The organism is Acetobacterium sp. KB-1 (assembly GCF_003260995.1).
Classification (GTDB): domain Bacteria; phylum Bacillota; class Clostridia; order Eubacteriales; family Eubacteriaceae; genus Acetobacterium; species Acetobacterium carbinolicum.
On sequence record NZ_CP030040.1, the window covers coordinates 151,809 to 175,432 of the forward strand.

The 23,624-nt window shown below is 43.3% G+C and carries 23 protein-coding genes, 1 tRNA gene and 1 riboswitch; of the genes, 6 read left to right on the forward strand and 18 right to left on the reverse strand.

The genetic code is table 11. The features are described 5' to 3' along the window. Positions 1-74 precede the first annotated feature (74 nt). The 4 genes from DOZ58_RS00735 to rlmH form a co-directional block, all read right to left on the reverse strand. A complete protein-coding gene (locus DOZ58_RS00735) occupies positions 75-1,241 on the reverse strand; it encodes an ABC transporter substrate-binding protein (RefSeq protein ID WP_111886542.1) in 1,167 nt (388 codons plus the stop codon). 238 nt (positions 1,242-1,479) lie between these two features. Then, positions 1,480-3,000, reverse strand: coding sequence for a 4-alpha-glucanotransferase (gene malQ, locus DOZ58_RS00740; protein WP_111886543.1), 1,521 nt, complete (start codon positions 2,998-3,000; stop codon positions 1,480-1,482). A 1-nt stretch (position 3,001) separates the two neighbouring features. Continuing rightward, positions 3,002-3,895 (reverse strand): Hsp33 family molecular chaperone HslO, encoded by an 894-nt coding sequence (gene hslO / locus DOZ58_RS00745; RefSeq protein ID WP_111886544.1) that lies wholly within the window; start codon positions 3,893-3,895, stop codon positions 3,002-3,004. A 31-nt stretch (positions 3,896-3,926) separates the two neighbouring features. Then, positions 3,927-4,406 carry a 23S rRNA (pseudouridine(1915)-N(3))-methyltransferase RlmH gene (rlmH, locus tag DOZ58_RS00750; RefSeq protein WP_111886545.1) on the reverse strand — a complete coding sequence of 160 codons (480 nt, stop codon included), beginning with the start codon at positions 4,404-4,406 and terminating at the stop codon, positions 3,927-3,929. A 187-nt stretch (positions 4,407-4,593) separates the two neighbouring features. Here rlmH and DOZ58_RS00755 point away from each other — a divergent pair. After that, positions 4,594-4,670 (forward strand) — tRNA-Pro (locus DOZ58_RS00755). A 61-nt stretch (positions 4,671-4,731) separates the two neighbouring features. On the opposite strand, the gene ybaK is transcribed toward DOZ58_RS00755, so the two are convergent. Both ybaK and ahpC read right to left on the reverse strand, forming a co-directional pair. Next, on the reverse strand, positions 4,732-5,229 hold the full coding sequence (gene ybaK / locus DOZ58_RS00760; RefSeq protein WP_111886546.1) for a Cys-tRNA(Pro) deacylase: 498 nt from the start codon (positions 5,227-5,229) through the stop codon (positions 4,732-4,734). A 200-nt stretch (positions 5,230-5,429) separates the two neighbouring features. Further along, positions 5,430-5,993, reverse strand: coding sequence for an alkyl hydroperoxide reductase subunit C (gene ahpC / locus DOZ58_RS00765; protein ID WP_111886547.1), 564 nt, complete (start codon positions 5,991-5,993; stop codon positions 5,430-5,432). Between the two features lie 385 nt (positions 5,994-6,378). Here ahpC and DOZ58_RS00770 point away from each other — a divergent pair, with 385 nt between their 5' ends. After that, positions 6,379-7,164 (forward strand): TspO/MBR family protein, encoded by a 786-nt coding sequence (locus tag DOZ58_RS00770; protein ID WP_111886548.1) that lies wholly within the window; start codon positions 6,379-6,381, stop codon positions 7,162-7,164. 102 nt (positions 7,165-7,266) lie between these two features. Here the strand turns inward: DOZ58_RS00770 and feoB are convergent, their stop codons facing one another. From feoB to DOZ58_RS00785, 3 genes are all read right to left on the reverse strand, one after another. Further along, a complete protein-coding gene (feoB, locus tag DOZ58_RS00775) occupies positions 7,267-9,411 on the reverse strand; it encodes a ferrous iron transport protein B (protein ID WP_111886549.1) in 2,145 nt (714 codons plus the stop codon). A gap of 117 nt (positions 9,412-9,528) precedes the next feature. Further along, the gene (locus tag DOZ58_RS00780; protein ID WP_111886550.1) at positions 9,529-9,750 is read right to left on the reverse strand and encodes a FeoA domain-containing protein; all 222 of its coding nucleotides are present in this window, start codon (positions 9,748-9,750) and stop codon (positions 9,529-9,531) included. A 10-nt stretch (positions 9,751-9,760) separates the two neighbouring features. Then, on the reverse strand, positions 9,761-9,970 hold the full coding sequence (locus DOZ58_RS00785) for a FeoA family protein (protein WP_111886551.1): 210 nt from the start codon (positions 9,968-9,970) through the stop codon (positions 9,761-9,763). A 290-nt stretch (positions 9,971-10,260) separates the two neighbouring features. On the opposite strand from DOZ58_RS00785, the gene gshAB reads away from it, so the two are divergent. The 4 genes from gshAB to DOZ58_RS00805 all read left to right on the forward strand — a co-directional run bounded on the left by gshAB (position 10,261) and on the right by DOZ58_RS00805 (position 15,798). Then, positions 10,261-12,576: a bifunctional glutamate--cysteine ligase GshA/glutathione synthetase GshB gene (gene gshAB, locus DOZ58_RS00790; protein ID WP_111886552.1), complete on the forward strand. Its 2,316-nt coding sequence runs from the start codon at positions 10,261-10,263 to the stop codon at positions 12,574-12,576. A gap of 163 nt (positions 12,577-12,739) precedes the next feature. Further along, entirely contained in the window at positions 12,740-14,539 is a 1,800-nt protein-coding gene (locus DOZ58_RS00795) for an aldehyde ferredoxin oxidoreductase family protein (protein WP_111886553.1), read from the forward strand. A gap of 51 nt (positions 14,540-14,590) precedes the next feature. Continuing rightward, on the forward strand, positions 14,591-14,827 hold the full coding sequence (locus DOZ58_RS00800; RefSeq protein WP_026395460.1) for a MoaD/ThiS family protein: 237 nt from the start codon (positions 14,591-14,593) through the stop codon (positions 14,825-14,827). Positions 14,828-15,076: 249 nt separating this feature from the next. Beyond that, positions 15,077-15,200, reverse strand: a riboswitch (molybdenum cofactor riboswitch). Between the two features lie 220 nt (positions 15,201-15,420). Then, the gene (locus DOZ58_RS00805; RefSeq protein ID WP_111886555.1) at positions 15,421-15,798 is read left to right on the forward strand and encodes an arsenic metallochaperone ArsD family protein; all 378 of its coding nucleotides are present in this window, start codon (positions 15,421-15,423) and stop codon (positions 15,796-15,798) included. An 80-nt stretch (positions 15,799-15,878) separates the two neighbouring features. Here DOZ58_RS00805 and hisIE read toward each other — a convergent pair whose 3' ends face one another. From hisIE to DOZ58_RS00850, 9 genes are read right to left on the reverse strand one after another with little or no spacing between them, the layout of a single operon-like run. Then, complete coding sequence (gene hisIE / locus DOZ58_RS00810; protein ID WP_111886556.1) at positions 15,879-16,499, reverse strand: bifunctional phosphoribosyl-AMP cyclohydrolase/phosphoribosyl-ATP diphosphatase HisIE; 621 nt, start codon at positions 16,497-16,499, stop codon at positions 15,879-15,881. An 11-nt stretch (positions 16,500-16,510) separates the two neighbouring features. Beyond that, positions 16,511-17,269, reverse strand: a complete 759-nt coding sequence (gene hisF, locus DOZ58_RS00815; RefSeq protein WP_111886557.1) for an imidazole glycerol phosphate synthase subunit HisF — start codon at positions 17,267-17,269, stop codon at positions 16,511-16,513. Further along, positions 17,263-17,985: a 1-(5-phosphoribosyl)-5-[(5-phosphoribosylamino)methylideneamino]imidazole-4-carboxamide isomerase gene (gene hisA / locus DOZ58_RS00820; RefSeq protein ID WP_111886558.1), complete on the reverse strand. Its 723-nt coding sequence runs from the start codon at positions 17,983-17,985 to the stop codon at positions 17,263-17,265. Before hisA ends, hisF begins: the two co-directional genes overlap by 7 nt. Then, on the reverse strand, positions 17,982-18,590 hold the full coding sequence (gene hisH / locus DOZ58_RS00825; protein ID WP_111886559.1) for an imidazole glycerol phosphate synthase subunit HisH: 609 nt from the start codon (positions 18,588-18,590) through the stop codon (positions 17,982-17,984). Before hisH ends, hisA begins: the two co-directional genes overlap by 4 nt. Before the next feature lie 14 nt (positions 18,591-18,604). Then, positions 18,605-19,192: an imidazoleglycerol-phosphate dehydratase HisB gene (gene hisB, locus DOZ58_RS00830; protein WP_111886560.1), complete on the reverse strand. Its 588-nt coding sequence runs from the start codon at positions 19,190-19,192 to the stop codon at positions 18,605-18,607. Continuing rightward, positions 19,182-20,246, reverse strand: a complete 1,065-nt coding sequence (hisC, locus tag DOZ58_RS00835; protein WP_111886561.1) for a histidinol-phosphate transaminase — start codon at positions 20,244-20,246, stop codon at positions 19,182-19,184. Before hisC ends, hisB begins: the two co-directional genes overlap by 11 nt. Continuing rightward, entirely contained in the window at positions 20,246-21,526 is a 1,281-nt protein-coding gene (gene hisD / locus DOZ58_RS00840; RefSeq protein WP_204355446.1) for a histidinol dehydrogenase, read from the reverse strand. Before hisD ends, hisC begins: the two co-directional genes overlap by 1 nt. Positions 21,527-21,581: 55 nt before the next feature. Further along, on the reverse strand, positions 21,582-22,202 hold the full coding sequence (gene hisG / locus DOZ58_RS00845) for an ATP phosphoribosyltransferase (protein ID WP_111886562.1): 621 nt from the start codon (positions 22,200-22,202) through the stop codon (positions 21,582-21,584). Then, positions 22,203-23,459 (reverse strand): ATP phosphoribosyltransferase regulatory subunit, encoded by a 1,257-nt coding sequence (locus tag DOZ58_RS00850; protein WP_111886563.1) that lies wholly within the window; start codon positions 23,457-23,459, stop codon positions 22,203-22,205. It lies immediately after the preceding gene. Positions 23,460-23,624 lie beyond the last annotated feature (165 nt).

Here is a 23,624-nt window from a genome sequence, read left to right on the forward strand (position 1 = left end):
ATAGTACGCGCCTTTGCGTAGATAAAGAGAGTCATGGTAGCCATGCTCTCCTTATGATTATTGTGTGGTTGAGATTAGTCGATTGTTACAGAATCAAGGTAGGTGAAGATACCATCTTTAACAGTTTTGATGATCGCTTCGTTTTTAGTTGCATCACCGTTTTCGTCAATGGTAATCATCCCGGTAGCGCCTTCAAAGTCTGCTGTTTTAGCTAAGGCGTCACGAATCGCAACAGGATCAGCAGATCCGGCGCGTTCGATGGCATCCAGAGTCATCATGTATCCATCATAGCCAAGCGCTGTTACAGCGGCAATATTATCACGGTCCGGATAGGTCTTTTTATATTCAGCAACAAATGTTTTTCCTGCTTCAGTCAGTGGGTTGGTATCGTCGAAGAAGGTTGACATAACAGCGCCTTCAACATCAGCACCACCAACGGTAATAAATTCATTTGTTTCCCAGGTATCACCACCGATAAATGGCGCAGTGATGCCTAACGCACGGGCTTGTTTGATGATCAATGCCGATTCGGTGAAGTTACCAGGTGCAAAAATAACATCAGGGTTTGAAGCTTTGATATTTGTTAAGATGCCATTGAAGTCCTGGTCGTTGGTGTTATAGTTACCAGTTGCCACGATGGCATTGGGATCACCACTTAATTGAACAAATGAATCGGTGAAGAATTTAGCCAAACCGACAGAATAGTCATTGGATACTTCCTGGATGATAGCAACTTTTTTAGCGTTTAGATTTTTGTACGCATAGTTAGCCATGACAGTCCCCTGGAAAGGATCAAGGAAACAAACGCGGAAATAGTAATCATTTCCGGCGGTTACCTGTGGATTGGTAGCTGAAAGTGCTACAGCAGGTATCTGGTTGGTTTTAACAACATCCCCAGCAGCGATGGAGAGTGAAGAACCCCAGGAACCCAGGATTGCAACAACCTTGTCTTTTTCAATTAATCGGGCGGCGGCAGTGGTCGCTTCGGCTTTGTCTGATTTGTTATCAGCAATGACCAGCTCAACTTTTTTGCCCAATACTTCGGGACGTAATTGGTTAGCCAATTCAACCCCTTCAACTTCCAATTCTCCACCGGCAGCATTTGCACCAGTTAAGGGTTCGAACACGCCAATTTTAATGACATCACTATCCTCTGAAGAAGTGGTTGTTCCTCCTGAACAACCAGCGGCCATGGTGACAACCAAGGCAAGAGACAACAACACGGATAAAGTTTTTTTCATGGTAAAGTCCTCCTTTTTCTTTTTTCCTAATTTTTACCTGTGGCTATTATACCAAAGGTTACACTTTTATTGCAAGTTTATATTAAGAAATGTTTGAAGGATACGGACACTTGTTTTAATCACGCTGATTCCAGAATCCTGCGTGAGACGCATCAGCACGCTAACGTGATGAATTAAAGCGTGGTCTTTTTTCCTGGCAAGAGTCCGTAATCAGATGACACCGTCACATTGATCGTGTTTATCGATGATAAAGCAAATTTAAATGTGAGTACCAGTCCACATCAATCAAAGATAGACCCTCTCGGGTCATCCGGAAAACCCAGTTGTTTTTTATTGTTCCGGGTTCGTTCATCCGGGTATCACTACCATATCCACACACATCTTGAATCGGCAGGATCACTAAATTAGCGGCGCTCTGAAAAAGCGTGCGAATAAAGGCTCGACAGGAAGGGCTGTGGTGGCCGCCGATCTGCCATTGATTTTCCCAGGCGTCGGTATAACCACAATAATCAAAGGCATATTGCCGGTTTTTTGGAAAATAGTCAAAAAATGTGCCCAGCAGGGTATTGTTATCATGGGTACCTGAGTAGGCAACCGTATTAGTGGTATAATTGTGCGGTAGATGGATATTATTATCGTCATCAATAAAAGCAAACTCCATAATTCGCATGCCGGGAAATCCGGTATCATCTAACAGCTTGACCAGGTCATGGTCCTGCAAACCAAGGTCCTCGGCAATAATTCCGGGATTGGGAAAGGACATCTTCAGCTGACTGAAAAAATCCATCGCTGGGCCGGGAACCCAACGACCATTTCGGGCTGTTTTTTCACGTGCTGGTACCGACCAATAAGCAGAAAAGCCGCGAAAGTGATCAATTCGGACCTTGTCAAAGTTAGTTAGCGCTTTTTTTATCCGTAGCATCCACCAGGCATAGTGGTTTTTTTTCATCACATCCCAGCGATACAATGGATTGCCCCAAAGCTGACCGTCTTTGCAAAAATAGTCCGGTGGGACGCCAGCGACTTCAGTGGGACAGCCCCTTTTATCGAGGAGAAAAAGTTCAGGATGACACCATACATCAGCACTGGTATGGGCGACATAAATCGGCATGTCCCCGATGATTTGGATACCCCTGGTATTGGCGTAGGTCTTAAGTGTCGACCATTGTCGGTCATAAGCATATTGCAGAAAGCTTTGAAAACTGATTTCTTCATGATAGCGATGTCGGGCCAAAGCAAGGGCGTCGGGCGTGCGTCTGACCAGATCCTGATTATTCCACTTGGTCCAGTCTTCTTCTAAGAAATGCTGGGAAAGAACCGTGTACAGAGAAAAATCTGGAAGCCAGTCTTGATTGGCATCACTGTAGTCTTGGATGTCTTTTTTTAATTGGTCAGATAATCGTGTATAGGCAAGTTTGAAGACAGTTTGACGGTTGCGAATGAGGTTGGGATAATAAATAGAATAGGGCGGGTCGGCAGAGCGGCTAGCGCTCAGCTCATTCGCGGTTAATAAACCCCAATCCGATAAAAGCTCCAAATCGATCAAAAAGGGATTTCCGGCAAAAGCCGAGGTGCTTTTATAAGGCGAGAAACAGGCGTCCACAGGACCGACCGGCAGAATTTGCCAATAGGTACAGCCCATTGCCTGGAGGCGGTCGATAAAGCTGCGGGCCTCTTGCCCCAGAGTTCCGATGCCGTAGTCGCCGGGTAAGGCCGAAACTGGCATCAGAACACCGCTGGAACGCGATTTTAATGACATATTATCCCTCTTGTTCTTTAGAATCAGTACGATGATCCAAGATGGACTGTAGATCTTCCGGGGAGAAGGAATATTTTTCTTTACAGAAATCACAATTGACTTCAATATCCTCCTGGTCGGAGATCATCTCGATAAGATCGTTCTTTCCAATGGATGTCAGCGCTTTGGTGATCCGTTGACGGGAACAATCGCAGATAAAACGGGTAATCTCAGTTTTAGAAATCTTTAAACTAAGGTCTTTAAATAAATCGTCCATGATGGCTTCCAGCGTTTTTCCTTCATCCAGAAGTTTGGTCAAGGATGGTGTATCAGACAGAGCCACTTCGAGGGCATCGATGACCTCATCATCAGTGTTTGGCATTAATTGAATAATAAATCCACCCGCTTGCCGGACGGTGCCATCGTCGTTTAATAAAACACCTAAAGAAACCGAGGTGGGAATCTGTTCAGATTGAGCATAGTAATAGGTTAGATCTTCGGCAAGCTCACCACTGACCAGCGGCGAATAACCAACATAGGGCTCTTTGAGGCCGATATCTTTTAAAATGTTCAAGGTGCCTTCGCCAATAGCTTCGGATACAGGCATGGACGCTTCAAGGGTATCTAAAAGGTCGTTGACATAGGGATAACCCTTCACATTGCCTTTAGCATCGGCAGTCACCAGTAAGCCGCTTATGGGGCCATCGCCGGCGATTTTTAAGGTGATCAGTTCATCGGCATTTTTCATCATCGAACCCATCAGAGAACCAGCGGTGAGCAATCGGCCCAGCGCCTTTGTAACCACTGGGCTGGTTTGGTGAAGTTTCCGGGCTGTTTCGGCGAGCCCCCCTGTTGTTGCCGCAAAGACCCGAATCTGTCCGTTTCCTGCGGTGGCTTTTAATACATAGTCCGGCATAGTTTACCTCTTTATTTTTTATTTGAAGATGTTATTTATGATAGGTTTCCCCACGGATTATTTTAAATGAGCGGTAAATCTGTTCCAGAAGCATCACCCGAAACAACTGATGGGGAAAGGTCATTTTGGAAAAAGAGCATTTCCATTGTGAGCGATTGGTGATCGCCGGGGAAAGTCCGATAGACCCTCCGATAACAAAGGTGATTTGACTTTTTCCCTGGATCCCAAAGTTTTCAATTTTTTTAGCAAAAGATAACGAATCGAGTTGATCGGCCTGTATTTCCAGGGTGGCCAGAATTTCCTCGTCCTTTAAATAGGAAAGAATTCGGCTACTCTCTATTTCCACCGCCTTTCGCCTCTGCGCTTCACTGGCATTTTCCGGAATTTTTTCATCTTTAACTTCGATGATTTCCAGACGGCAATAGCCATTCAAACGCTTTGCATATTCCAAGATGGCCAGGGTTAAGAATTTTTCTTTAATTTTTCCAACAGCAATAATACGAATATTCATCTCACTTAGAGAGCGTAAACAACAAGAATACTAAGAATAAGCGCAGCGACTAAAACCAGTGCGCCAATACGGTAGATGGGATTTTTTTTGTGCATGGGTTCCTCCTTTATCTTAAAAAAATTAAATTTAAGATTGAAATTTTGTCTATTCTAGTTTACAATAGATGAGGTACAATTGCAAGCTATAACGGGGTGTGGCTCAGCTTGGTAGAGCGCATGGTTCGGGATCATGAGGCCGGAGGTTCGAATCCTCTCACTCCGACCAGTTTTGGCATGATAAGGCAATCGCTTCGCGGTTGCCTTTTTGTTTTTTTGACTGGGATCTTTTAATGATTGGCATTATCCATCGTGATGTTTTGATAAACGGCCTGGGCCGCCCGACAGAAATCACTTGGACTTAGTTTTAGCTGCAGCCCAACTTTACCGCCGCTGATGTAGATTTTATCTAGCTCTTTGGCGGTGTCGTTGATGACGGTTTTAAACTGTTTTTTCATGCCAATGGCAGTACAACCACCTCGGACATAGCCGGTGATCGCAGTCAGATCTTTTAGATGAATCATCGCTACCGACTTTTCGCCAACCGCTTTGGCGGCTTTTTTCATGTCCAGTTCCTTGTCGATGGGGATGACAAAGACAAAATAACGCTTGCTCTTTCCTTCGGTCACCAGGGTCTTATAGACCTGTTCATAAGGCAAATCTAACAGGTCCGCAGTCTGCAGGCCATCCACAAACTCATTGCATTGATAACTTTGATGGGTATAATCAATTTTTAATTTATCCAAAATGCGCATCGCATTGGTTTTAATATCTTTCTGTTTAGCCAATTATTTCTCCTTCTAGTGACTTTACGGGTACGTAAAAATTTATAGGTGTTACACAAGTGTTAAATATTTTTCGGTTTAAACCATTTTACCAGAAAGTATTAATTTTTGTTATTTTTATCAAAAAGATTGTATTTAAAAAGGATGTCGCAGATTACAACATCCTTTTAACGTCCACTTGTATTGCCATATTTTAAGGTATACTAGATTAAACCTACCAGATCAAGACTTGGCTTTAAGGTTTCTGCTCCTGGTTTCCATTTTGCCGGGCAAACCTGGTCGCCGTGCTCGGCCACAAATTGTGAGGCTTGTACACGTCTAAATAGTTCATCGGCATTTCGACCAACATTGCCTGCAAGTACTTCATAGGCGACAATTTTTCCTTCGGGATTAATAATAAAGCTCCCGCGCTCAGCCAGCCCAACTTCTTCGATCATCACATCAAAATCTCGGGCAATCACACCGGTTGGATCAGCTAACATCGGGTACTTGATTTTTTGAATGGTTTTTGATGCGTCATGCCATGCTTTATGAACAAAATGCGTGTCGCAGGAAACCGAATAGATTTCGCATCCGATTTTTTTGAATTCTTCATATTTGTTGGCTAAATCTTCGAGCTCGGTAGGGCAAACAAAGGTAAAATCAGCTGGATAGAAAAAGAAGACCGACCATTTTCCTAAGATATCTTCTTTCTTCACTTCTTTGAATTCATTTTCCGCAAAGGCTTGAACAGTAAAATCCGCAACTTCTTTTCCGATTAATGACATAATAAAATCCTCCTGTTAATTGTATTGATTACGCAATTGCTTGTGTTTAGTTATGTATGCCTAACTTGATGTTATATTAGCACAAATGTAGTTGTAACGCAATAGTAAATTATAATAATTCTAATATAAAATTCATTTCAAGCTTACTTGTAAAAAGACTCGCTAAAACTGGTTGGTAGATAGTAAGTCAACAATTATCTAAACATTGACTAAGGATGTCTGATTATTACAGCAGTGTTTTTAAAATCCTTTTTTGTATTCACTTCTCAGGTTTATAGATGCATAAAGCGGGTATCTAGGAAGCAATGATTGTTTTTGAAAATTGAGACGACTTAAATTTCTAAAACGATTATTGACAAAAAAATTAAGAGTTGAGGTGAATCGTATGAATAAGAGAATGAAAGCAGGGATTGGTTTAATCCTGTTAATAGGTACTTTAATTATTAATAGTCTGGGTGCTTTCGGATTTTTTAATGGATTAACACAAAAAGATGTTTCAGATCAATACGCAACGTTGATTACCCCGGCACCATTTACGTTTAGTATCTGGAGTGTCATTTATATATTGTTGGTTGCAGCTGCGGTAGTAACGATCATCAAGAGTAAGGAACCCTACTATGAAAAAACAATCGATGGTATCAGTTATCTATTTTGGTTTTCAAGTATTTTAAATATGCTCTGGATCATTTGCTTTTCTTTTACCTTTATTGGACTATCAGTAATTGTGATTTTAGCTTTTTCCATTACACTGAGCCTGATTCTCAAAGAGATAACAAAAATTCAAACGGGTAATCATTGGCTCATACCAGCAGCTTTTGGCATGTATACCGGATGGCTTCTGATTGCAAGCGTCGTCAATACAGCAGCCTGGCTGGTGAAGATCCAGTGGCAAGGCTTTGGCATTTTACCTGAATATTGGGGAATCATAATGATCATGGTTGCGGTAGCGTTGACGGTGGTGGTTACACTAACCACCACAAATGCACTCATTCCAATTCCCGTGGCATGGGGTTATTTCGGAATTTATCAGTCATTAATGGCGATGAACGGGGGGCAGGGAACGCATCAATTCCTGGCGATATCAACCCTGGTGGGAATGGTTTGTCTGGTTGTGATGGCAGGGATTCAGTTTTATTCGAATCGTTATCGAGTGATGCCGGAAGTGCCCTGAATTTAAGGTGATACCTTCTATAAAAACAGCCGAGCGAAAGCATCCTTTCGTCCGGCTGTTTTTTTAAAAGGGTGATGTTATAATTTTAATACACTAAAAGAATCAAACCTCTTTAACGGCGGTAAGTGGTTGTCCCTGTTTTTTTTGCATTGCCGGTTTTTTAAAAAGCAGATAAAGAAGCACGGCAATCATTAAAATTGCGACAATGGTACCAAAACCAAAGCCGTTACCAGTGAAAAATAAACCGACTTGATATACAATCAGAGAAATCACATAAGCAAATACAGTTTGATAGCCGACGGCGATCAACGTCCATTTGGCATTTCCCATTTCACGATGGATGGCGCCAATGGCAGCAAAACAAGGTGCACAAAGCAGATTAAAGATCAGGAAAGAAAAGGCGGCTAGCTGGCTGAGGGACAATTGCAGCATTGGCCAGAGCTCGGCACCATCTTCAGCAACTTCGGCAAAGCCAAATAATACACCAAAGGTACTAACGACAGTTTCCTTGGCAATCAGGCCGGTAATGGTTGCGACTGTGAATTCCCAACTGCCAAACCCAAGCGGTGTAAAGATCGGAGCGATGATCATGCCAATGGAAGCGAGGATGGAGTCTCCGGTATCCACCATTTCCAGTGTCCAGTTAAATGAACTGAGAAACCAGATTGCGATACTGGCGACAAAAATAACAGTTCCGGCTTTTTTGATAAAGGATTTGCCGCGTTCCCACATATGAATCAAAACACCTTTAACGCCCGGAACATGGTAAATCGGCAACTCCATAATAAAGGGAGCGGGATCGCCGGAGAATCCACGGGTTTTCTTTAAAATGATACCAGAGATAATAATTGCTGCAACACCGATAAAATAAGCTGATGGTGCAACCCATACTGATCCAGGGAAGAGCGCACCAGCGATTAGGGCAATAATGGGTAATTTTGCTGAACAGGGAATAAAAGAGGTGGTCATAATCGTCATCTTGCGATCCCGTTCGTTCTCAATGGTTCGTGAGGCCATGATACCAGGAACACTGCAGCCAGTGCCAATGAGTAATGGAATAAACGATTTTCCGGAAAGTCCGAATTTTCGAAAAACCCGATCCATAATAAAGGCGACTCGGGCCATGTAACCACAATCTTCCAGAATAGCAAGAAAAAGAAAAAGAACAAACATTTGCGGTACAAATCCAAGGACGGCACCAACCCCGCCAATAATGCCATCAAGAATAAGGGAGTTTAACCAATCCGCAGTGCCAATTGACAAAAGAAAGCCTTCAACTCCCGGAGGAATGATTTCACCGAAAAGAACATCATTGGTCCAATCGGTAGCCCAGGCACCAACTGTCGAGACGGAGACATAATACATCAGAAACATAATTCCGGCAAAAATGGGAAGGGCAAGGAACCGATTTGTGACGATCCGATCAATCTTGTCAGAGGTGGTCATGCCAGTGCTGGCTTTCTTCTTTATTGTGTCTGAAACAATCCGACCAATGGCCTGATAACGTTCAAAGGTAATGATGCTCTCACTATCGTCGTCCATGCTTTCTTCACACGCTTCAGTGAGGGCGGTTATCTTTTTAAGCGCAGAATCCGGCAGGTTTAGTTGTTCAATCGCTTTCTCATCCCGTTCAAAGAGCTTGATTGCATAGAAATCGGCGTGCTCCACCGGCTTGCTCTCAAGGATTGTAGATTCAATCTGCTTAAGCGTTTCTGAAACCTCGGTCGAAAAGAGCTGAAGTGGTGTTGGCTTTTGCTTTGCTTTGGCAAGGGCGATGGCTTTTTGCGCAACTTCGACACATCCTTCGCTTTTAACAGCAGAAGTCTCGATGACCTCACAGCCCAACCGCTTAGCGAGGGCTTTAAGATTGATAATGTCCCCTTTTTTTCGGATGATGTCGGTCATATTCAAGGCTAGAATCATAGGGATTCCCATTTCCAGTAGTTGGGTGGTCAAGTATAAATTACGCTCAATATTGCTGCTGTCAACAATATTGATAATGGCATCAGGTTTTTCATTGAGTAAATAATTTCTGGAAATAACTTCTTCCAGCGTATAGGGGGACAGGGAGTAAATTCCCGGTAAATCAACGATTTCGACATCGCTGTGGTTTTTAAGCTTTCCGGACTTCTTTTCTACGGTCACTCCTGGCCAGTTTCCGACATACTGGGAACTTCCGGTGAGGGCATTAAACATGGTTGTTTTACCGCAGTTGGGGTTTCCAACTAATGCTATTTTTAGATTCATAGGTTCTCCTTTTAATTGGTAGTTTTAACTAACAGTTTAGCTAAAAAATTGACAGCCAATGCTGCCGATGTGTACAGATTCTCTGCAGGATTATGCAAGCGAAAAAACAGTTGGATTTTAGATGACCTCAATTAATTCGGCATCACGTTTTCGAATACTCAATTCATAACCCAGTACAGTTATTTCGATGGGATCTCCCAGTGGAGCAACCTTGCGAACGAAGATATTAACTCCTTTTGTAATACCCATGTCCATGATTCGACGCTTAATCGGTCCTTGACCATGTAGTTTGACCACTGTGGTAGACTCACCACACTTCACTGATTTTAGTGTTTTCATGTTTTTCTCCTTAAATGATGATCCGGTTGGCCATGCTCTTATCAATGGCAACCCGAGTATCTTTGATATTTAAAATAATATTGCCAGAAAGTTCTGATATAATAGTAACGTCAGCTCCCTCCACAAAACCGAGACGCGCTAAAAATTGATGCGTTGTATCCTTGCCGGTGATTTTCTTAATGGAGTTTTTTTCTCCGGGTGTCGCCATTGATAGTAACATGGTTTTCCTCCTGATTGGTTAAAAATAGTATGCGTTATTTTCTCGGTGAGTTAGTAGTTACTAACTCACTGAGAAAAGTCTAACATTATCTGTTTTATTTGTCAATACCTGATAGCAATACGTACTTAAATAATCCTGGCGGGATATTAACAACGGCTTTTGCGGCGATATGTCTATTCCCCAGTAAACATGGGGAATTAGTTAGTTAGAATTAATCCTTTTTATGGTATAATTAAAAAAATTTGTACAGTTCACAAAAGTGTCTGTAGCGAAACTGAAAGGTTATATGCATGATCGAAATATTAAAAAATAAAATGACACCAGAAAGTATTTTAACCTCAGGGTTTGGAGTCGAAAGAGAAGGCCTTCGGGTTACAAAACAGGGGAAACTTGCGATGACTCCGCATCCGCCTATTTTTGGCGATAAATTAAAGAATCCATATATTACCACCGATTTTTCCGAAAGTCAGATTGAACTAGTTACGCCGGTGTTTTTTTCAGTTGATGAAACCTATGATTTTTTGGAAGCGTTAACGGACATCGTGATCGGAGAAATCGGCACAAATAATGAGCTTTTTTGGCCCTACTCCATGCCTTGTCATATTCCTGATGATAAACAGATACCGATTGCCACTTATCAGGGCGAAGAAGGTAAAGAGCCGCGACAATATCGCGAAAGACTGATGGCTAAATATGGAGGAAAGCGACAGCTCATTTCTGGAATCCACTACAACTTTTCGTTTAGCGATGATTTTTTAATAACGATCTGGCAGGAGCTGGGTTCTCGGGAGTCATTTAAAGCGTTCAAAGATCGTATTTATTTAAAGGTTTTGAGAAATTATCTGCGTTATCGCTGGTTGCTTATCTATTTGATGGGATGTACCCCCGGATTACACAATTCATATATAGAAGAATGTCTGCAATGTATGGGAGACTGCGGAAATGAAACCTTTCTCAGCCCTGGCGGAACCTCGGCCCGAAATGGCAATTGCAGCGGATATAAAAACGAGATCGATCTCTACCCGGATTATCGTTCAATCGAGTCGTATATCAAAAGTATTAATGCGTTTGTGGAACGGGGTGACATCTCAGAAGCCAAAGAGTTATATGCGCAGATTCGTTTAAAACCAAGGGATTATCGCAATACTTTAGATTCTTTAGCAAAGGATGGTGTTCAGTACCTGGAAATTCGCACCATCGACCTCAATGTTTTCGATAAATGTGGGATTGCAAAAATCGATTTGGAGTTTTTGAATGTTTTTATGCTTTTTTTATTATTAGAAGGTGAAGAATTTTTTGATACCTGGCAGCAGGAAGCCCTTGTCAATGAGGTGACGGTCGCTGAACGTGGGCTGGAACCGGATTTGGAATTGCTCGATCATCGCCATTGGACGCTTAAAACAGCCTGGGCTGAGGATATTTTGGAAAAGGTAGCGGAGATCAATAAATATTTGAATTTAGAACAGGATCAGTGTATTAAAGAAATGCAAAGCCGGGTCAGACAGCCAGAAACGACCTATGCCTACCGCTTGAAATTGTTAATGCAGGAAAGCGGTTGTCTTGATGCGAATCTAAAAATCGCTAAAGATTATAAAAGACAGTCAGATGCAGATCACTACCGCCTGAAAGGTTTTGAAAACTGGGAAATGTCAACGCAGGTATTAATAAAAGAAGCCTTGACTCGGGGGATAAAAGTAATTCCCATGGATGCCGCGGACAACATTGTGCGGCTGGAAAAAAATGGCCGCCGAGAATATGTAAAACAAGCGACAAAAACAAGTGTGGATAATTATATCACCCCGTTGCTCATGGAGAATAAAGTGGTCACAAAAAAAATTCTTCAGGAGAATGGACTACCAGTTCCGAATGGGGAAGAATTTTTTTCTTTCGTTGAAGCAAAGAAAAAACTAATCAAATATGTTGGAAGAAACGTTGTGATTAAACCAAAATCCACCAACTTCGGATTGGGAATCAGTATTTTTGATCAGGGCGGAACCCTTGATGAACTATTAAAAGGGGCCCGGATTGCGTTTGAACAGGATAACACGATTCTAATAGAAGACTATTTACCAGGTCTTGAATACCGCTTTTTGACGATGGGAGATGAGGTGGTGGCCGTGCTTCATCGTCGCCCGGCGAATGTGGTTGGCGATGGCCTTTCCTCGATCCGGCAACTGATTGATAAAAAAAATCAACACCCTTACCGGGGCGATGGCCAAACCAGCCCGCTAAAGAAAATTGTGCTGGACGATCAGTCGCTCATGTATCTTAATAAGCAGGGTTTAACCAGTCAATCAATCCCCAAAAGTAATGAAATGATTTTTTTACGCGGAAATTCTAATATCAGCACTGGTGGAGACAGTATCGATTTTACACAGAAAATGCACCCTTATTTTTCAGAGATTGCGTTAAAAGCGGTCAGAGCATTTGGAGCGAAATTCTGTGGCATTGATATTATTTTGGAAGACTATTGCAATCCCGATTCAAGTTTCGGAATTATTGAGTTGAATTTTAATCCAATGATTGTTATGCACGCCTATCCTTTTGAAGGTCAGGAGCGACGACTGGGGTATAACATCTTAAAAACCATTGGTCTGGTAGAATGAGAAAATTTATGCTCAAAAAATGATCAAATTTTGCCTTGGTAAGTTAAAATTGCTATAAATTTTTGCGCTTGTGATTATCTTTCCTTTAACCCATTGAATAACGGATACTATTTGGGTATAATGATAGTGGTTACAAATAAATAAAATTTAGGAGGCGTACGAAATGTTTGGTTACATGGGAAAAATTTTACGTGTCAATTTGACGACCAATGAAGTGACAACTGAAGATCTGGATTTTGAGTTGGCAAAAAAATATATTGGTGGTCGTGGTTTAGGAACAAAGCTGTATATGGATGAGGTTGATCCACAGGTTGATCCTTTTGCCGCAGAAAATAAGATTGTCTTTATCAATGGTCCGTTGTCGGGTACGGCGACTCCTACCGGTGGTCGGTATATGGTCGTTACAAAATCGCCGCTAACAGGCTGTATTGCTTCTTCAAACTCTGGTGGAGAGTGGGGAGCCTACCTGAAATATGCTGGTTATGATGCGATTATTGTTGAAGGTAAAGCAAGTCTGCCGGTTTACCTTAGTATCGATGAAGATAAGGTAGAAATCTTGCCAGCTCTTGATCTGTGGGGTAAGATGGTTTCTGAAACGAGTGATCTTTTAAAAGAAAAACAGCCTGGGTCCAAAGTCTTAACCATCGGTCCTGCTGGTGAAAAATTGTCTCAGATGGCAGCGATCATGAATGAAAAAGATCGGGCCGCTGGTCGTTCTGGTGTTGGTGCGGTTATGGGTTCAAAGAATTTGAAAGCCATTACTGTTAAAGGGAACTTAAAACCGGAAATTGCGAATCCAGACGGATTAAAAGCAGTTACCAAAGAATGTCGTACCTTGTTAAAAGAAAACGGTGTCACCGGTGGTGGTCTACCTACCTATGGAACAGCCGTATTGGTTAATATTATCAATGAACATGGTGTTTATCCAACCAATAACTTCCAGGGCGGTCAGGATCCGGATGCTGAAGCTGTCAGCGGCGAAACCATGACAGAAAAATATCTGATCAAGCGTAATCCTTGTCATCATTGTCCAATTGGTTGTGGCCGTTGGGTTAAAAGCGAACATAGCCCTGATGGAATTGGTGGACCGGAATATGAAACCCTTTGGGTATTTGCCGGCGATCTTGGAATTGACGATATGGATATCGTTATTGATGCTAACTATTGGTGTAATGAAATGGGTCTGGATACCATTTCGGCTGGGGCAACCTTAGCAGCTGCGATGGAATTGTATCAACGTGGTTATATCACTGACGAAATGTTGGATGACGAAGTAATTCTGAAATTTGGCAACGCTGAGTCTGTTATTCACTGGCTCAAAAAAATGGGTAACCGGGAAGGCTTTGGCGATTTATTAGCTCGAGGTTCTTATCGATTGGCTGATTTCTTTGGGGTTCCTGAATATTCCATGTCTGTTAAGAAGCAAGACTTACCAGCTTATGATCCTCGAGGAATCCAAGGAATGGGTCTACAATATGCAACCTCTAACCGTGGCGGATGTCATGTTCGTGGCTACCTGATTTCTCCTGAAATCCTTGGTTTACCAGAAAAATTGGATCGTTTTGAGTTAGCTGGAAAACCAACCTGGGCAAAAATATTCCAGGATCTGACCGCTGTTATTGACTCAACCGGTTTATGTTTATTTACCTCATTTGCACTTGGCGCTAAAGAATATGCTGACATGTTAAATGAAACATTAGGTACCGATTGGACCGCCGATGATGTATTGTTAGCTGGAGAACGGATCTGGAATCTGGAAAAACTCTTCAATTTAGAAGCGGGTATTTCGTCAGAAGAAGATACATTGCCACCGCGTTTTCTGGAAGAAGAAATGCCAGAGGGACCAACCAAAGGTTGGGTTCATAAACTGGATGAATTACTTCCACTTTACTATAAAGAACGTGGTTGGGATGAAGATGGTATTCCTACGGAAGAACGTCTTGAAAAATTAGGTTTATTATAAAATAAATTTAAGGGACGATCGATGATCGTCCCTTTCGTTTTAGGAGGAAATATGGCAATCAAGATTAAATTATTTGCTAACTTTCGCGAGGGCCGGGGAAAGATTGTAGAAATGGATTATACCCCAGGGATGACCGGACAAGATGTTATTGACAGTTTGGGTATTACCGCCCCGGAAATTGCAGCACTTATTGTCGATGGGGTTGATGGAAAGGTTGATGCCATGCTCGCTGTTCCCATTAAGGAAGATGGCTATATGGCGATTTTTCCACCAGTTGCTGGTGGTTGATCCTAATCTTAGAAAAGATAAGCCTTGAGTCAACAATGATCTTCAGGGCTTGTTTCTTATCTAAGAATAAGAAAACGATAAAAAAACCAAAACCGGTTGGTTAGTCCGGTTTTGGCTTCAAAGAAAGTGTCCTGATTCATATTATTTCGGTTACAAATAAATAAAATTCAGGGACGTTCAGGGAAAAAAAAGACCACTCCTTTAGGAATGGCCTTTTTTTTCTGCACTAAAAAAATGCAAAATGACAAGAAAAATAATTCTGTCAAGCCCCTTTTCCACAATGGGAGACATAACCGTTTCCGATTATACCCTACGGGTTTAAGTTCATAGCAACAAGCCTTAGAAACTTTAAACTTCGGAGTGATTATATTATACATGATAATAGATGAGAACGCAATAAAAAAAGTCGTTTATTACAAATTTTTGCGACTAAAAGAAAAGGCAGTCGATAAATTTAAAAAATAGTTTAAGGAAACTTCAATATAACTTGACAGATGATTGAAACTGGATTATTTTAGAGTCAAGCTCATATGACAGAGTGTTCATGTGAGCAATGCTGATCGCAAGAGGCGTTTAAAGAAACGGAGGAACCGATGAAAGCAATTGAGATATATGTGTCGGAAATAGGAAATACTGGAAATGGCTGTGGTTCAGGAGCAGACCGGGAAGTATTACGGATACGAACCATTGTCGAGGCGTTAACAAATGAAGGGAAAAATGTACTGAGATATGGTTTGATTGAAAATCCGGAGGTTTTTGCCAGAAATAAAGAAGTCAGTGAAATTGTCTTGAAAAATGGACCAGACGCTCTACCAATCACGGTGGTGGACGGTGAAATTGTAAAAATTGGCACTTATCCATCAAATTTGGATTTAGCCACCTGGTCGGGGATGACCCAAGACGAGTTAGTATTGATGTTGATGAAAGCAAAAATGTCAAATCGTAGTTTTTGTGGAGGCGATTGTTGTTAAGTGCCAAAAAGGGGCGTGAAACACGCCCCATTTAGATTCGTTATTTTTTTAGCAAACTAAATGCGCATCAATAATATGGTTTATTGATGCCGTTTAGTCAGCTCCTGGAATAGTGATTCTAAATCCACATTCTGGTTATTAAGCAAGACCAGCAAATGGTAGATCAGATCCGAGGCTTCGTAGATCAGCTCTGCAGGATCGTTGTTTTTGGCGGCAATAATGGTTTCAGCAGATTCTTCGCCTATTTTTTTACATATTTTATCGACTCCTTTTTCAAACAGGTAGTTGGTATAAGACCCTTCAACCGGGTTTACTTTGCGGTCGGCAATGAGATTGTAAAGCATCGTCAGTACTTCCATATTGCCCAGGTTTGTTTCCGGATTTACAGCCAGGTTACGATAAAAACAGGAAGTATTGCCGGTGTGGCAGGCTGGGCCAGCAGGAATAACTTGAAGTAGCAGCGTGTCGCCGTCGCAGTCATAATCAACTTTTACGACGGTTTGGGTATTGCCGGACGTTTCACCTTTGATCCATAAGCCTTGCCTACTGCGACTGTAAAAGGTGGCTTTTTTAGTATCCAGCGTCAATTTCAATGCTTCTTCGTTCATCCAGGCCATCATCAGTACCTGACGGGTTTCATAATCCTGAACGATGGCAGCAACCAAGCCCGCCTCGTTATATTTTATATTTTCCAAATCCATGGTTTACCTTTCTATACCCGTCTGACAGGTATTTGTTGATCGTGTAAGAAGTTTTTTAAATCAACAATGGGAATTTCTTTATAGTGAAAAACGGATGCCGCCAGCGCTGCATCGGCGCCGATTTTTAATACTGTGGCAAAGTCTTCCATTTTTCCGGCCCCGCCGGAGGCAATAATCGGAATGGTCAGAAGACGGGAGAGTTTCTGGTTGAGCTCCAGATCATAGCCTTTTTTAACCCCATCGGTATCGATGGAGTTGATGCAGATCTCTCCGGCACCCAGATCCTGACCCTGTTTGGCCCATTCAATGGCATCAATGCCAGTGTTTTCCCGGCCGCCTTTAACATAGACATCCCAGGAACCCTTATTGTTGCGCTTGGCGTCGATCGATAAAACCACACATTGAGCCCCAAAACGAAGGGCGGCTTCGCGGATCAGCTGGGGGTTTTTAACGGCCGATGAATTAACCGAAACCTTATCGGCGCCGGCCATCAGCACTTTGCGAAAATCTTCGACCTTGCTGATACCGCCGCCAATGGTAAAGGGGATGCGGATGGCTTCAGCCACTTTTTCAACAATATGAATAAAAATATCGCGATCTTCATAGCTGGCGGTGATATCATAGAAAACCAGTTCGTCGGCGCCCTGGTCGGAGTAGTACCGCCCCAGTTCGACCGGATCGGCGACATCCTGAATATTCTGAAATTTTTTACCTTTTACCACCCGGCCGTGATCCACGTCCAGGCAGGGGATGATCCGTTTAGTCAGCATGATTTGAGCTCCTCTTGCAACAGTTTTTCCAGATCGATGGCTCCTTCATACAGAGCTTTTCCGGTAATGGCGCCGTAAAGCCCCATTTCCTGAAGACGGATCAAGTCTGCTGATTTAGAGATGCCGCCAGAAGCGATGATATCAATTTTTAAATTATCATTGAGAACTTTGAGCATCTCAAAATTAGGACCAGTCATCATGCCGTCTTTTGATATGTCGGTGTAAACCAGCGTTGACAGACCCAGTTTTTCTAAGTTGCTGGCCAGTTCAAGCGCTTCAATGTTGCTGCTTTGCACCCAGCCTTCGGTGCAGACTAAACCATTTTTAGCATCAATGGAAACGCAGACTTTTTCATCATAGAGATCCAGGAGTTTAACAATAAAGTCGAAATCTTTAACGGCCTGGGTACCGATGATGATCCGGGTAACACCGCTGTCGATATAGTCCCTGGCAATTTCCAGTGTTCGAATACCACCGCCAAGTTCCACCGGAATATCTAGAGCGGTAACAATGTCTTTAACCAGTTTTAGATTTTTCGGCTGGCCGTCAAAGGCACCATCCAGATCGACCAGATGCAGATACTGGGCTCCCTTGGACTGCCAATTCAGGGCGACATCCACCGGGTTGTCAAAATAAATGGTTTCAGCATCCTTCTGCCCTTGCATCAGGCGGACGCATTTACCGTTTTTTAAATCGATGGCTGGAAATACAATCATGATATTATCTCCTTAAAGTTTTTTAGTAGTTGGAAGCCCACGTTGGAGCTTTTTTCCGGATGAAACTGCATCCCAATGACGTTGTCCTTGCGAACAATCGCGGGGACCTTGACGCTGTATTCGGCATAGGCGACGACATCATCAAAGTTCTCCGGATTGGCATAGTAGGAATGGACAAAATAGACATAGTCTTTGGTTCCAATGTTTGCGACCAGCGGACTGCTTTGGTTGATCACCAGATTGTTCCAACCCATATGGGGGATTTTTATCCCGGGAGCGTCGAATTTGACGATTTCTCCGGGGATATAGGAGAGTCCGGAAAATTCACCGTCCTCATAGCTTTTATCAAAAAGTAGTTGCATCCCGAGGCAGATTCCCATCAGGAGCTTGCCTTTTTTGACATTGTCATTAAGGGCATCAATGAGATCAAATTTCCTCAGGTTGTCCATGGCGTCGGAGAAAGCTCCAACCCCGGGCAAAATGATGGCATCAGACGCATCCAGGACCTTTTTATCGCGGGTGATGGTGCCGGAAAGGCCGACATCACCGAGTGCGGTATAGACATTTTTTAAATTTCCGACATCGTAGTCGACAATTGCGATCAATGGTTGTCCTCCTGTTATTCTATTATTCCTTTAGTGGATGGAATTTCGGTATTACCCGCTTCGATCGTGCAGGCATCTTTTAGTGTTTGCCCCAGCGATTTAAAAATCCCCTCCACAATATGGTGGTTATTTTTGCCGTAGAGGGAAGTCACGTGAAGGGTTATTTTACTGTTGCTGGTAAAGGCCTGAAAGAACTCTTCTAACATTTCAGTTTCAAAGTCGCCGATAAACTCCCGGTTGAGGGGGACATCGAAAACGAGGGTGCTGCGGCCGCTGATGTCCACACAGGTGCGGCACAGGGCCTCATCCATGGGGGTGAAGGCAAAGGCATAACGATTGATGCCGGCCTTGTCCCCCAACGCATCATAAAAAGCTTTTCCCAGCAGAATACCAATGTCTTCAATGGCGTGGTGGTTGTCCGCTTCGTCACCGTGGGCAGCGATAGAGAGATCAAATCTTCCGTGTTTGGTGAAGAGCGTCAGCATATGATCAAAAAAACCAACGCCGGTGTTGATCTTGGCTACTCCAGATCCGTCAATATTGAGTGAAAGTGAAATTTCGGTCTCGGTGGTGGACCGGCTTAATGTGCTTTTACGCTTCATTGTACACGACCTCCTTGATAATATCCAGAATCTTTTGGTTTTCCTGGGGTTTTCCGATGGAAAAACGAATACTGCCGGGAGTGGCGTCCGTTTTTATAAAACGTTTGATTAGAATGCTTTGCGCAAGGAGCGCTTCATAGATGGCTTCAGCCCGGTCGGTCTCAAAATAAATAAAATTGGCGCCGGATGGATAAAGGGTCACACCGGGGAAGGTTTCCAGCACACGCATCGCTTTTTGTCGCTCTGCCTTTAGAATTTCCAGATTTCTAAGGATCGCATCGCGGTTTTTCAAGGCGATGACGGCCAATTTCTGGGTCAGAACATTGAGGTTGTAAGGCCCCTTAACCTTGTAAAGAATATCAATAACACCTTTGTTTCCCAGGGCATAGCCGCAGCGGATGCCGGCCAGACCGAAGGCCTTGGAAAAGGTTCGCAGCACCAGCAAGCGGGGGTATTTTTCCAGCAGATCAACACCCGATTCACCGAAGAACTCGATATAGGCTTCGTCCAGGATCACCAGCGAAGGGACCGAATCCAATAGTTTGATAATATCCGCGCGACAAAAAATATAGCCAGTGGGGTTGTTGGGGTTACAGATATAAAGCAGTTTGGCTTGATTTTCTTTTGCGGCCGTAATCATGCCTTCCACATCGGGAATGTGTCCCGGCAGATCGGGCACCATGATATGGCTGGCATTGGCAATGGTGGCCCAGATGTCATACATGGCAAAGGAGGGTGTGTGGGAGACCACCACATCACCGGGATCCACAAAGGCCTGGTTGATCATGGCAATCAGCTCGTCAGAACCGGAGCCACAGACAATGCCTTCGCCCGGGACACCGGTATAGTCGGTGATGGCTTCGATCAGTTCCGGAAAACAAGCCTCCGGGTAGCGGTTTAAATCAGTATTACAGATCTCGTCGCTAAACTTTCGTTTGAGCTGCATGGGAAAATCATAGGGACTTTCATTGGCATTGACGATAATTTCAAACTGCGGGGCATCGACCTTGTAGGCAATTAATTGTTGGATGTTTTTTCGTATCAGTGATTCCATTAGTCTTCAAACCGCCTTTCAACTGCTTTGGCATGGGCATCCAATCCTTCACAACGGGCAAAGGAGGCAATCTTTGGATAGACTGACTGCAATGCGGCCTGATCATAGGAGAGAATGCTGGATTTTTTTAGATAGTCATAGACTCCCAGAGGTGAGGAGAATTTGGCTGTGCCGGAAGTCGGCAGGGTGTGGTTGGGTCCGGCAAAATAATCACCCAGAGGTTCTGGGGTGTAAGCGCCCATAAAGATGGCGCCAGCGTTCTTTACCTTTTCCAGCGAAGCCATAGGGTCTTTGATCAGCAGTTCCAGATGCTCGGGAGCAATCTGGTTAGACAACTCAAAGGCTTCATCGAGATCTTTGACAATAAAGACAAAGCCATAGTCATCGACTGATTTTTTGGCAATTTCTTTGCGACTTAAGTCTTTACTGATCTGGCGGTAGACTTCTTCAATGACTTGTTCTCCCAGTTCGGCTGAGGTGGTCACCAGAATCGGCATCGCCAGTTCGTCGTGTTCGGCCTGAGACAGCAGATCGGCAGCGGCATAAACCGGGTTGGCATTTTCATCGGCAATGATTAGCACCTCGCTGGGTCCGGCAATCATATCAATATCGACCTTGCCAAAAACCTCTTTTTTAGCGGTGGCCACATAAATATTACCGGGCCCAACAATTTTATTAACCGGTTTAATGGTTTCAGTGCCGTAGGCCAGGGCGGCAATCGCCTGAGCCCCGCCAAGTTTATAAATTTCGTGGACACCGGCAATTTTGGCCGCAGCCAGGATCGTGGGGTTGATTTTTCCATCCCGTCCCGGTGGGGTCACCATCACCAGGGACTTTACCCCGGCCACCAGCGCCGGAATGGCATCCATCAGCACGGTCGAGGGATAGGTGGCTTTGCCGCCGGGGACGTAAAGACCGACCCGCTCAATCGGGGTGATGTGCTGGCCCAGAATGACTCCCGGTTTAGGCGAATAGGTCCAGGTTGTTTCTAACTGTTTTTCGTGAAAATCACGAATGTTTTGGGCCGCCTCCCGGATGATATCCAGAAGTTCATCCGCAACCGCGGAAAAGGCGGTTTCGATTTCTTCTTCAGTGACCTGCAAGTGGGTCAGGACACAGTGATCAAGGGCCTGGGTGTAATACAAAAGGGCGGCATTGCCGTCATTTTTTACCCCTTTAATGATTTCCAGAACAGCGTTGTGAATATCCTCGCGCTCATCTTCTTTGCGTTTTAATATGGTGTCGAGATCCATGCCTTGTTTATAGATGATAGTTTTCATTATATTCCTCTCCATTTTTTTAAACAACCAGCTTTTATCGATAGCTCACTAATAGCTATAACTGGTTTTCAAATGCCTTGATAATGGGATCAATCATATCCCGCTTGGTTTTTAGGCTCACCTGATTGACAATTAGTCGGGAGCTGATCTCGCAGATTTCTGCCAGTACCGACAGCCCGTTTTCTTTTAGGGTATTGCCGCTTTCGACAATATCGACAATGCAGTCAGCCAGACCAATCAGCGGAGCCAACTCCACCGAACCGTTGATTTTAATAATATCCACCAGTTGGTTCTTGGCATGAAAATAATCCTTGGCAATGACTGGGTATTTGGTGCCCACAATCATTTTTTTGCCATAGGGGATCGGTTGGTTTTTAAAGCCAGCCACACACATTTTGCATTTGCCGATGTCAAGGTTTAGCATCTCATAAACCTGGGCAGGATGTTCTAACAGCACATCCTTACCAACAATGCCAATATCGGCAGCGCCTTTTTCGACATAGGTGGGAACATCCGGTGATTTCACCAGAAAAAACTCAATCGTCCCGGTAGTGTCAGTAAAAATCAGTTTTCGGCTTTTTTCTGAGTAGTCTAAAAAAACATAACCCAGATCAGTTAACAGCTCAATTGCTTTTTTGGCCACACGGCCCTTGGCCAGGGCGAATCGGATCACCATTTACATGACCTCACTTTCTGAACCAATTGTTTTGATTTCTAAGAATGCCCCGTCCATTTCAGAGAAGAGTTTGCCATCCATCAGGAAGTATAGTACGGCATTTTTATAAAGGGCATTTTCTTTAAAAGATGTCACATGTTTTTCTTTCGTTTCGGTCATCAGAAACACTTCAGCGATTGATCCTTTTTTTCGTAATTGCTCCGCCATTTTGTAGGCATCGGCCTTTTGCGGATTTTCATAAAAAATTACATCGGTCTTTTGATCATCTCGCGGGAGTAGCTGGTGTTGCTCCATGTAATCAATCACTTTTAGTAGATCAATGGCAAAACCACAGGCCGGACGGGGAATACCAAATTTTTCTGACAGGTTGTTGTAACGTCCGCCGCTGATCACCGGTTCGCCGCAGCTGTTGATATAGCCTTTAAAGTTGATATCGCTGTAATAGTTCATCTGATTGGTGAATCCAAGATCAAAACTGACATAGCCGGCCAGGCCAATGACTTCCAGATGGGCGTAGATTTCAGAAATCTTTTTTACAACCTGTTGCATTTTGTCATTGATGCATAGGGCTTTCATTTCTTTTAAGACGGTTTTCGGTTCGCCGTAGAGGAGCGGCAATTTAAGGATGACCGTTTTTTTAGCATCAGGCAAGGCCAGTTTTTCTAAATAACTTGCAATATCGCCAATGTTTTTGTTTTCGATGTATTTAAAGAGGGTTGCCTTTTCTTTGCAGGAGAAGGCCAGGTCATCAAATAAAAAATTAATAAACCCCACATGGCCCAAATCAATGTGGACGTCCTCAATGCCATTTTCAAGCAGCGAGCGAATCGCCAGGGCGATCACTTCGCCGTCGCATTCCGGGCTGTTGTTGCCAAAATATTCGATCCCAATTTGGGTGATTTCTTTCTTAATGATCTCCGGTGATGAAAAATTCCGATAGATATTAGTCTGGTAAGAGAATTTGATGATCTCCTGAGAATTAGGATGATTCATGGCGGCCATCCGGGTGACTGGCAGGGTGGCATCCGGCTTTAGCACAAGAACCTTACCTTGATGATTGACCAGCTTGAAAAGATCGTCGCTGGGAATGGAATCTTCATTGACGTATAGATCATAGGTTTCAAAGGTGGGGGTGGAAATCTGATGATAGCCAAAGGAACGGTAAAGTGACATAAGTTTTGCGTTGATCTGCTGCAGGGCGAAATAATCCTGGTGTTGGATGTTTTCAAAGCCGTCGATGGAATAATTAAAAAGCATATGAACCTCCTTGTTCAACGTCGTGCTTTAATACTGTAGTCTGATAAAGTGATATATTAATTGTAACATTTATTTATGGTTTGTCAAAGCATTTATGCGGTTTTTTTAATTATTTTATGAATTCGCCATTTAAGCGTATCGACAAAAATAATTTTTGATTCCGTA

Excerpts from the sequence above, each read along its gene's own strand:
- DOZ58_RS00850 (WP_111886563.1), bottom strand. The coding sequence starts at position 23,459 with ATGCTTTTTAATTATTCCATCGACGGCTTTGAAAACATCCAACACCAG.
- ahpC (WP_111886547.1), bottom strand. The coding sequence starts at position 5,993 with ATGTCATTAATCGGAAAAGAAGTTGCGGATTTTACTGTTCAAGCCTTT.
- DOZ58_RS00805 (WP_111886555.1), top strand. The coding sequence starts at position 15,421 with ATGAAAGCAATTGAGATATATGTGTCGGAAATAGGAAATACTGGAAAT.
- DOZ58_RS00795 (WP_111886553.1), top strand. The coding sequence starts at position 12,740 with ATGTTTGGTTACATGGGAAAAATTTTACGTGTCAATTTGACGACCAAT.
- hisC (WP_111886561.1), bottom strand. The coding sequence starts at position 20,246 with ATGGAATCACTGATACGAAAAAACATCCAACAATTAATTGCCTACAAG.
- hisF (WP_111886557.1), bottom strand. The coding sequence starts at position 17,269 with ATGCTGACTAAACGGATCATCCCCTGCCTGGACGTGGATCACGGCCGG.
- hisG (WP_111886562.1), bottom strand. The coding sequence starts at position 22,202 with ATGGTGATCCGATTCGCCCTGGCCAAGGGCCGTGTGGCCAAAAAAGCA.
- hisIE (WP_111886556.1), bottom strand. The coding sequence starts at position 16,499 with ATGGATTTGGAAAATATAAAATATAACGAGGCGGGCTTGGTTGCTGCC.
- DOZ58_RS00735 (WP_111886542.1), bottom strand. The coding sequence starts at position 1,241 with ATGAAAAAAACTTTATCCGTGTTGTTGTCTCTTGCCTTGGTTGTCACC.
- hslO (WP_111886544.1), bottom strand. The coding sequence starts at position 3,895 with ATGCCGGACTATGTATTAAAAGCCACCGCAGGAAACGGACAGATTCGG.
- DOZ58_RS00770 (WP_111886548.1), top strand. The coding sequence starts at position 6,379 with ATGAATAAGAGAATGAAAGCAGGGATTGGTTTAATCCTGTTAATAGGT.
- hisB (WP_111886560.1), bottom strand. The coding sequence starts at position 19,192 with ATGAAGCGTAAAAGCACATTAAGCCGGTCCACCACCGAGACCGAAATT.
- hisA (WP_111886558.1), bottom strand. The coding sequence starts at position 17,985 with ATGATTGTATTTCCAGCCATCGATTTAAAAAACGGTAAATGCGTCCGC.
- rlmH (WP_111886545.1), bottom strand. The coding sequence starts at position 4,406 with ATGAATATTCGTATTATTGCTGTTGGAAAAATTAAAGAAAAATTCTTA.
- gshAB (WP_111886552.1), top strand. The coding sequence starts at position 10,261 with ATGATCGAAATATTAAAAAATAAAATGACACCAGAAAGTATTTTAACC.
- malQ (WP_111886543.1), bottom strand. The coding sequence starts at position 3,000 with ATGTCATTAAAATCGCGTTCCAGCGGTGTTCTGATGCCAGTTTCGGCC.
- DOZ58_RS00800 (WP_026395460.1), top strand. The coding sequence starts at position 14,591 with ATGGCAATCAAGATTAAATTATTTGCTAACTTTCGCGAGGGCCGGGGA.
- DOZ58_RS00780 (WP_111886550.1), bottom strand. The coding sequence starts at position 9,750 with ATGAAAACACTAAAATCAGTGAAGTGTGGTGAGTCTACCACAGTGGTC.
- DOZ58_RS00785 (WP_111886551.1), bottom strand. The coding sequence starts at position 9,970 with ATGTTACTATCAATGGCGACACCCGGAGAAAAAAACTCCATTAAGAAA.
- feoB (WP_111886549.1), bottom strand. The coding sequence starts at position 9,411 with ATGAATCTAAAAATAGCATTAGTTGGAAACCCCAACTGCGGTAAAACA.
- hisD (WP_204355446.1), bottom strand. The coding sequence starts at position 21,526 with ATGAAAACTATCATCTATAAACAAGGCATGGATCTCGACACCATATTA.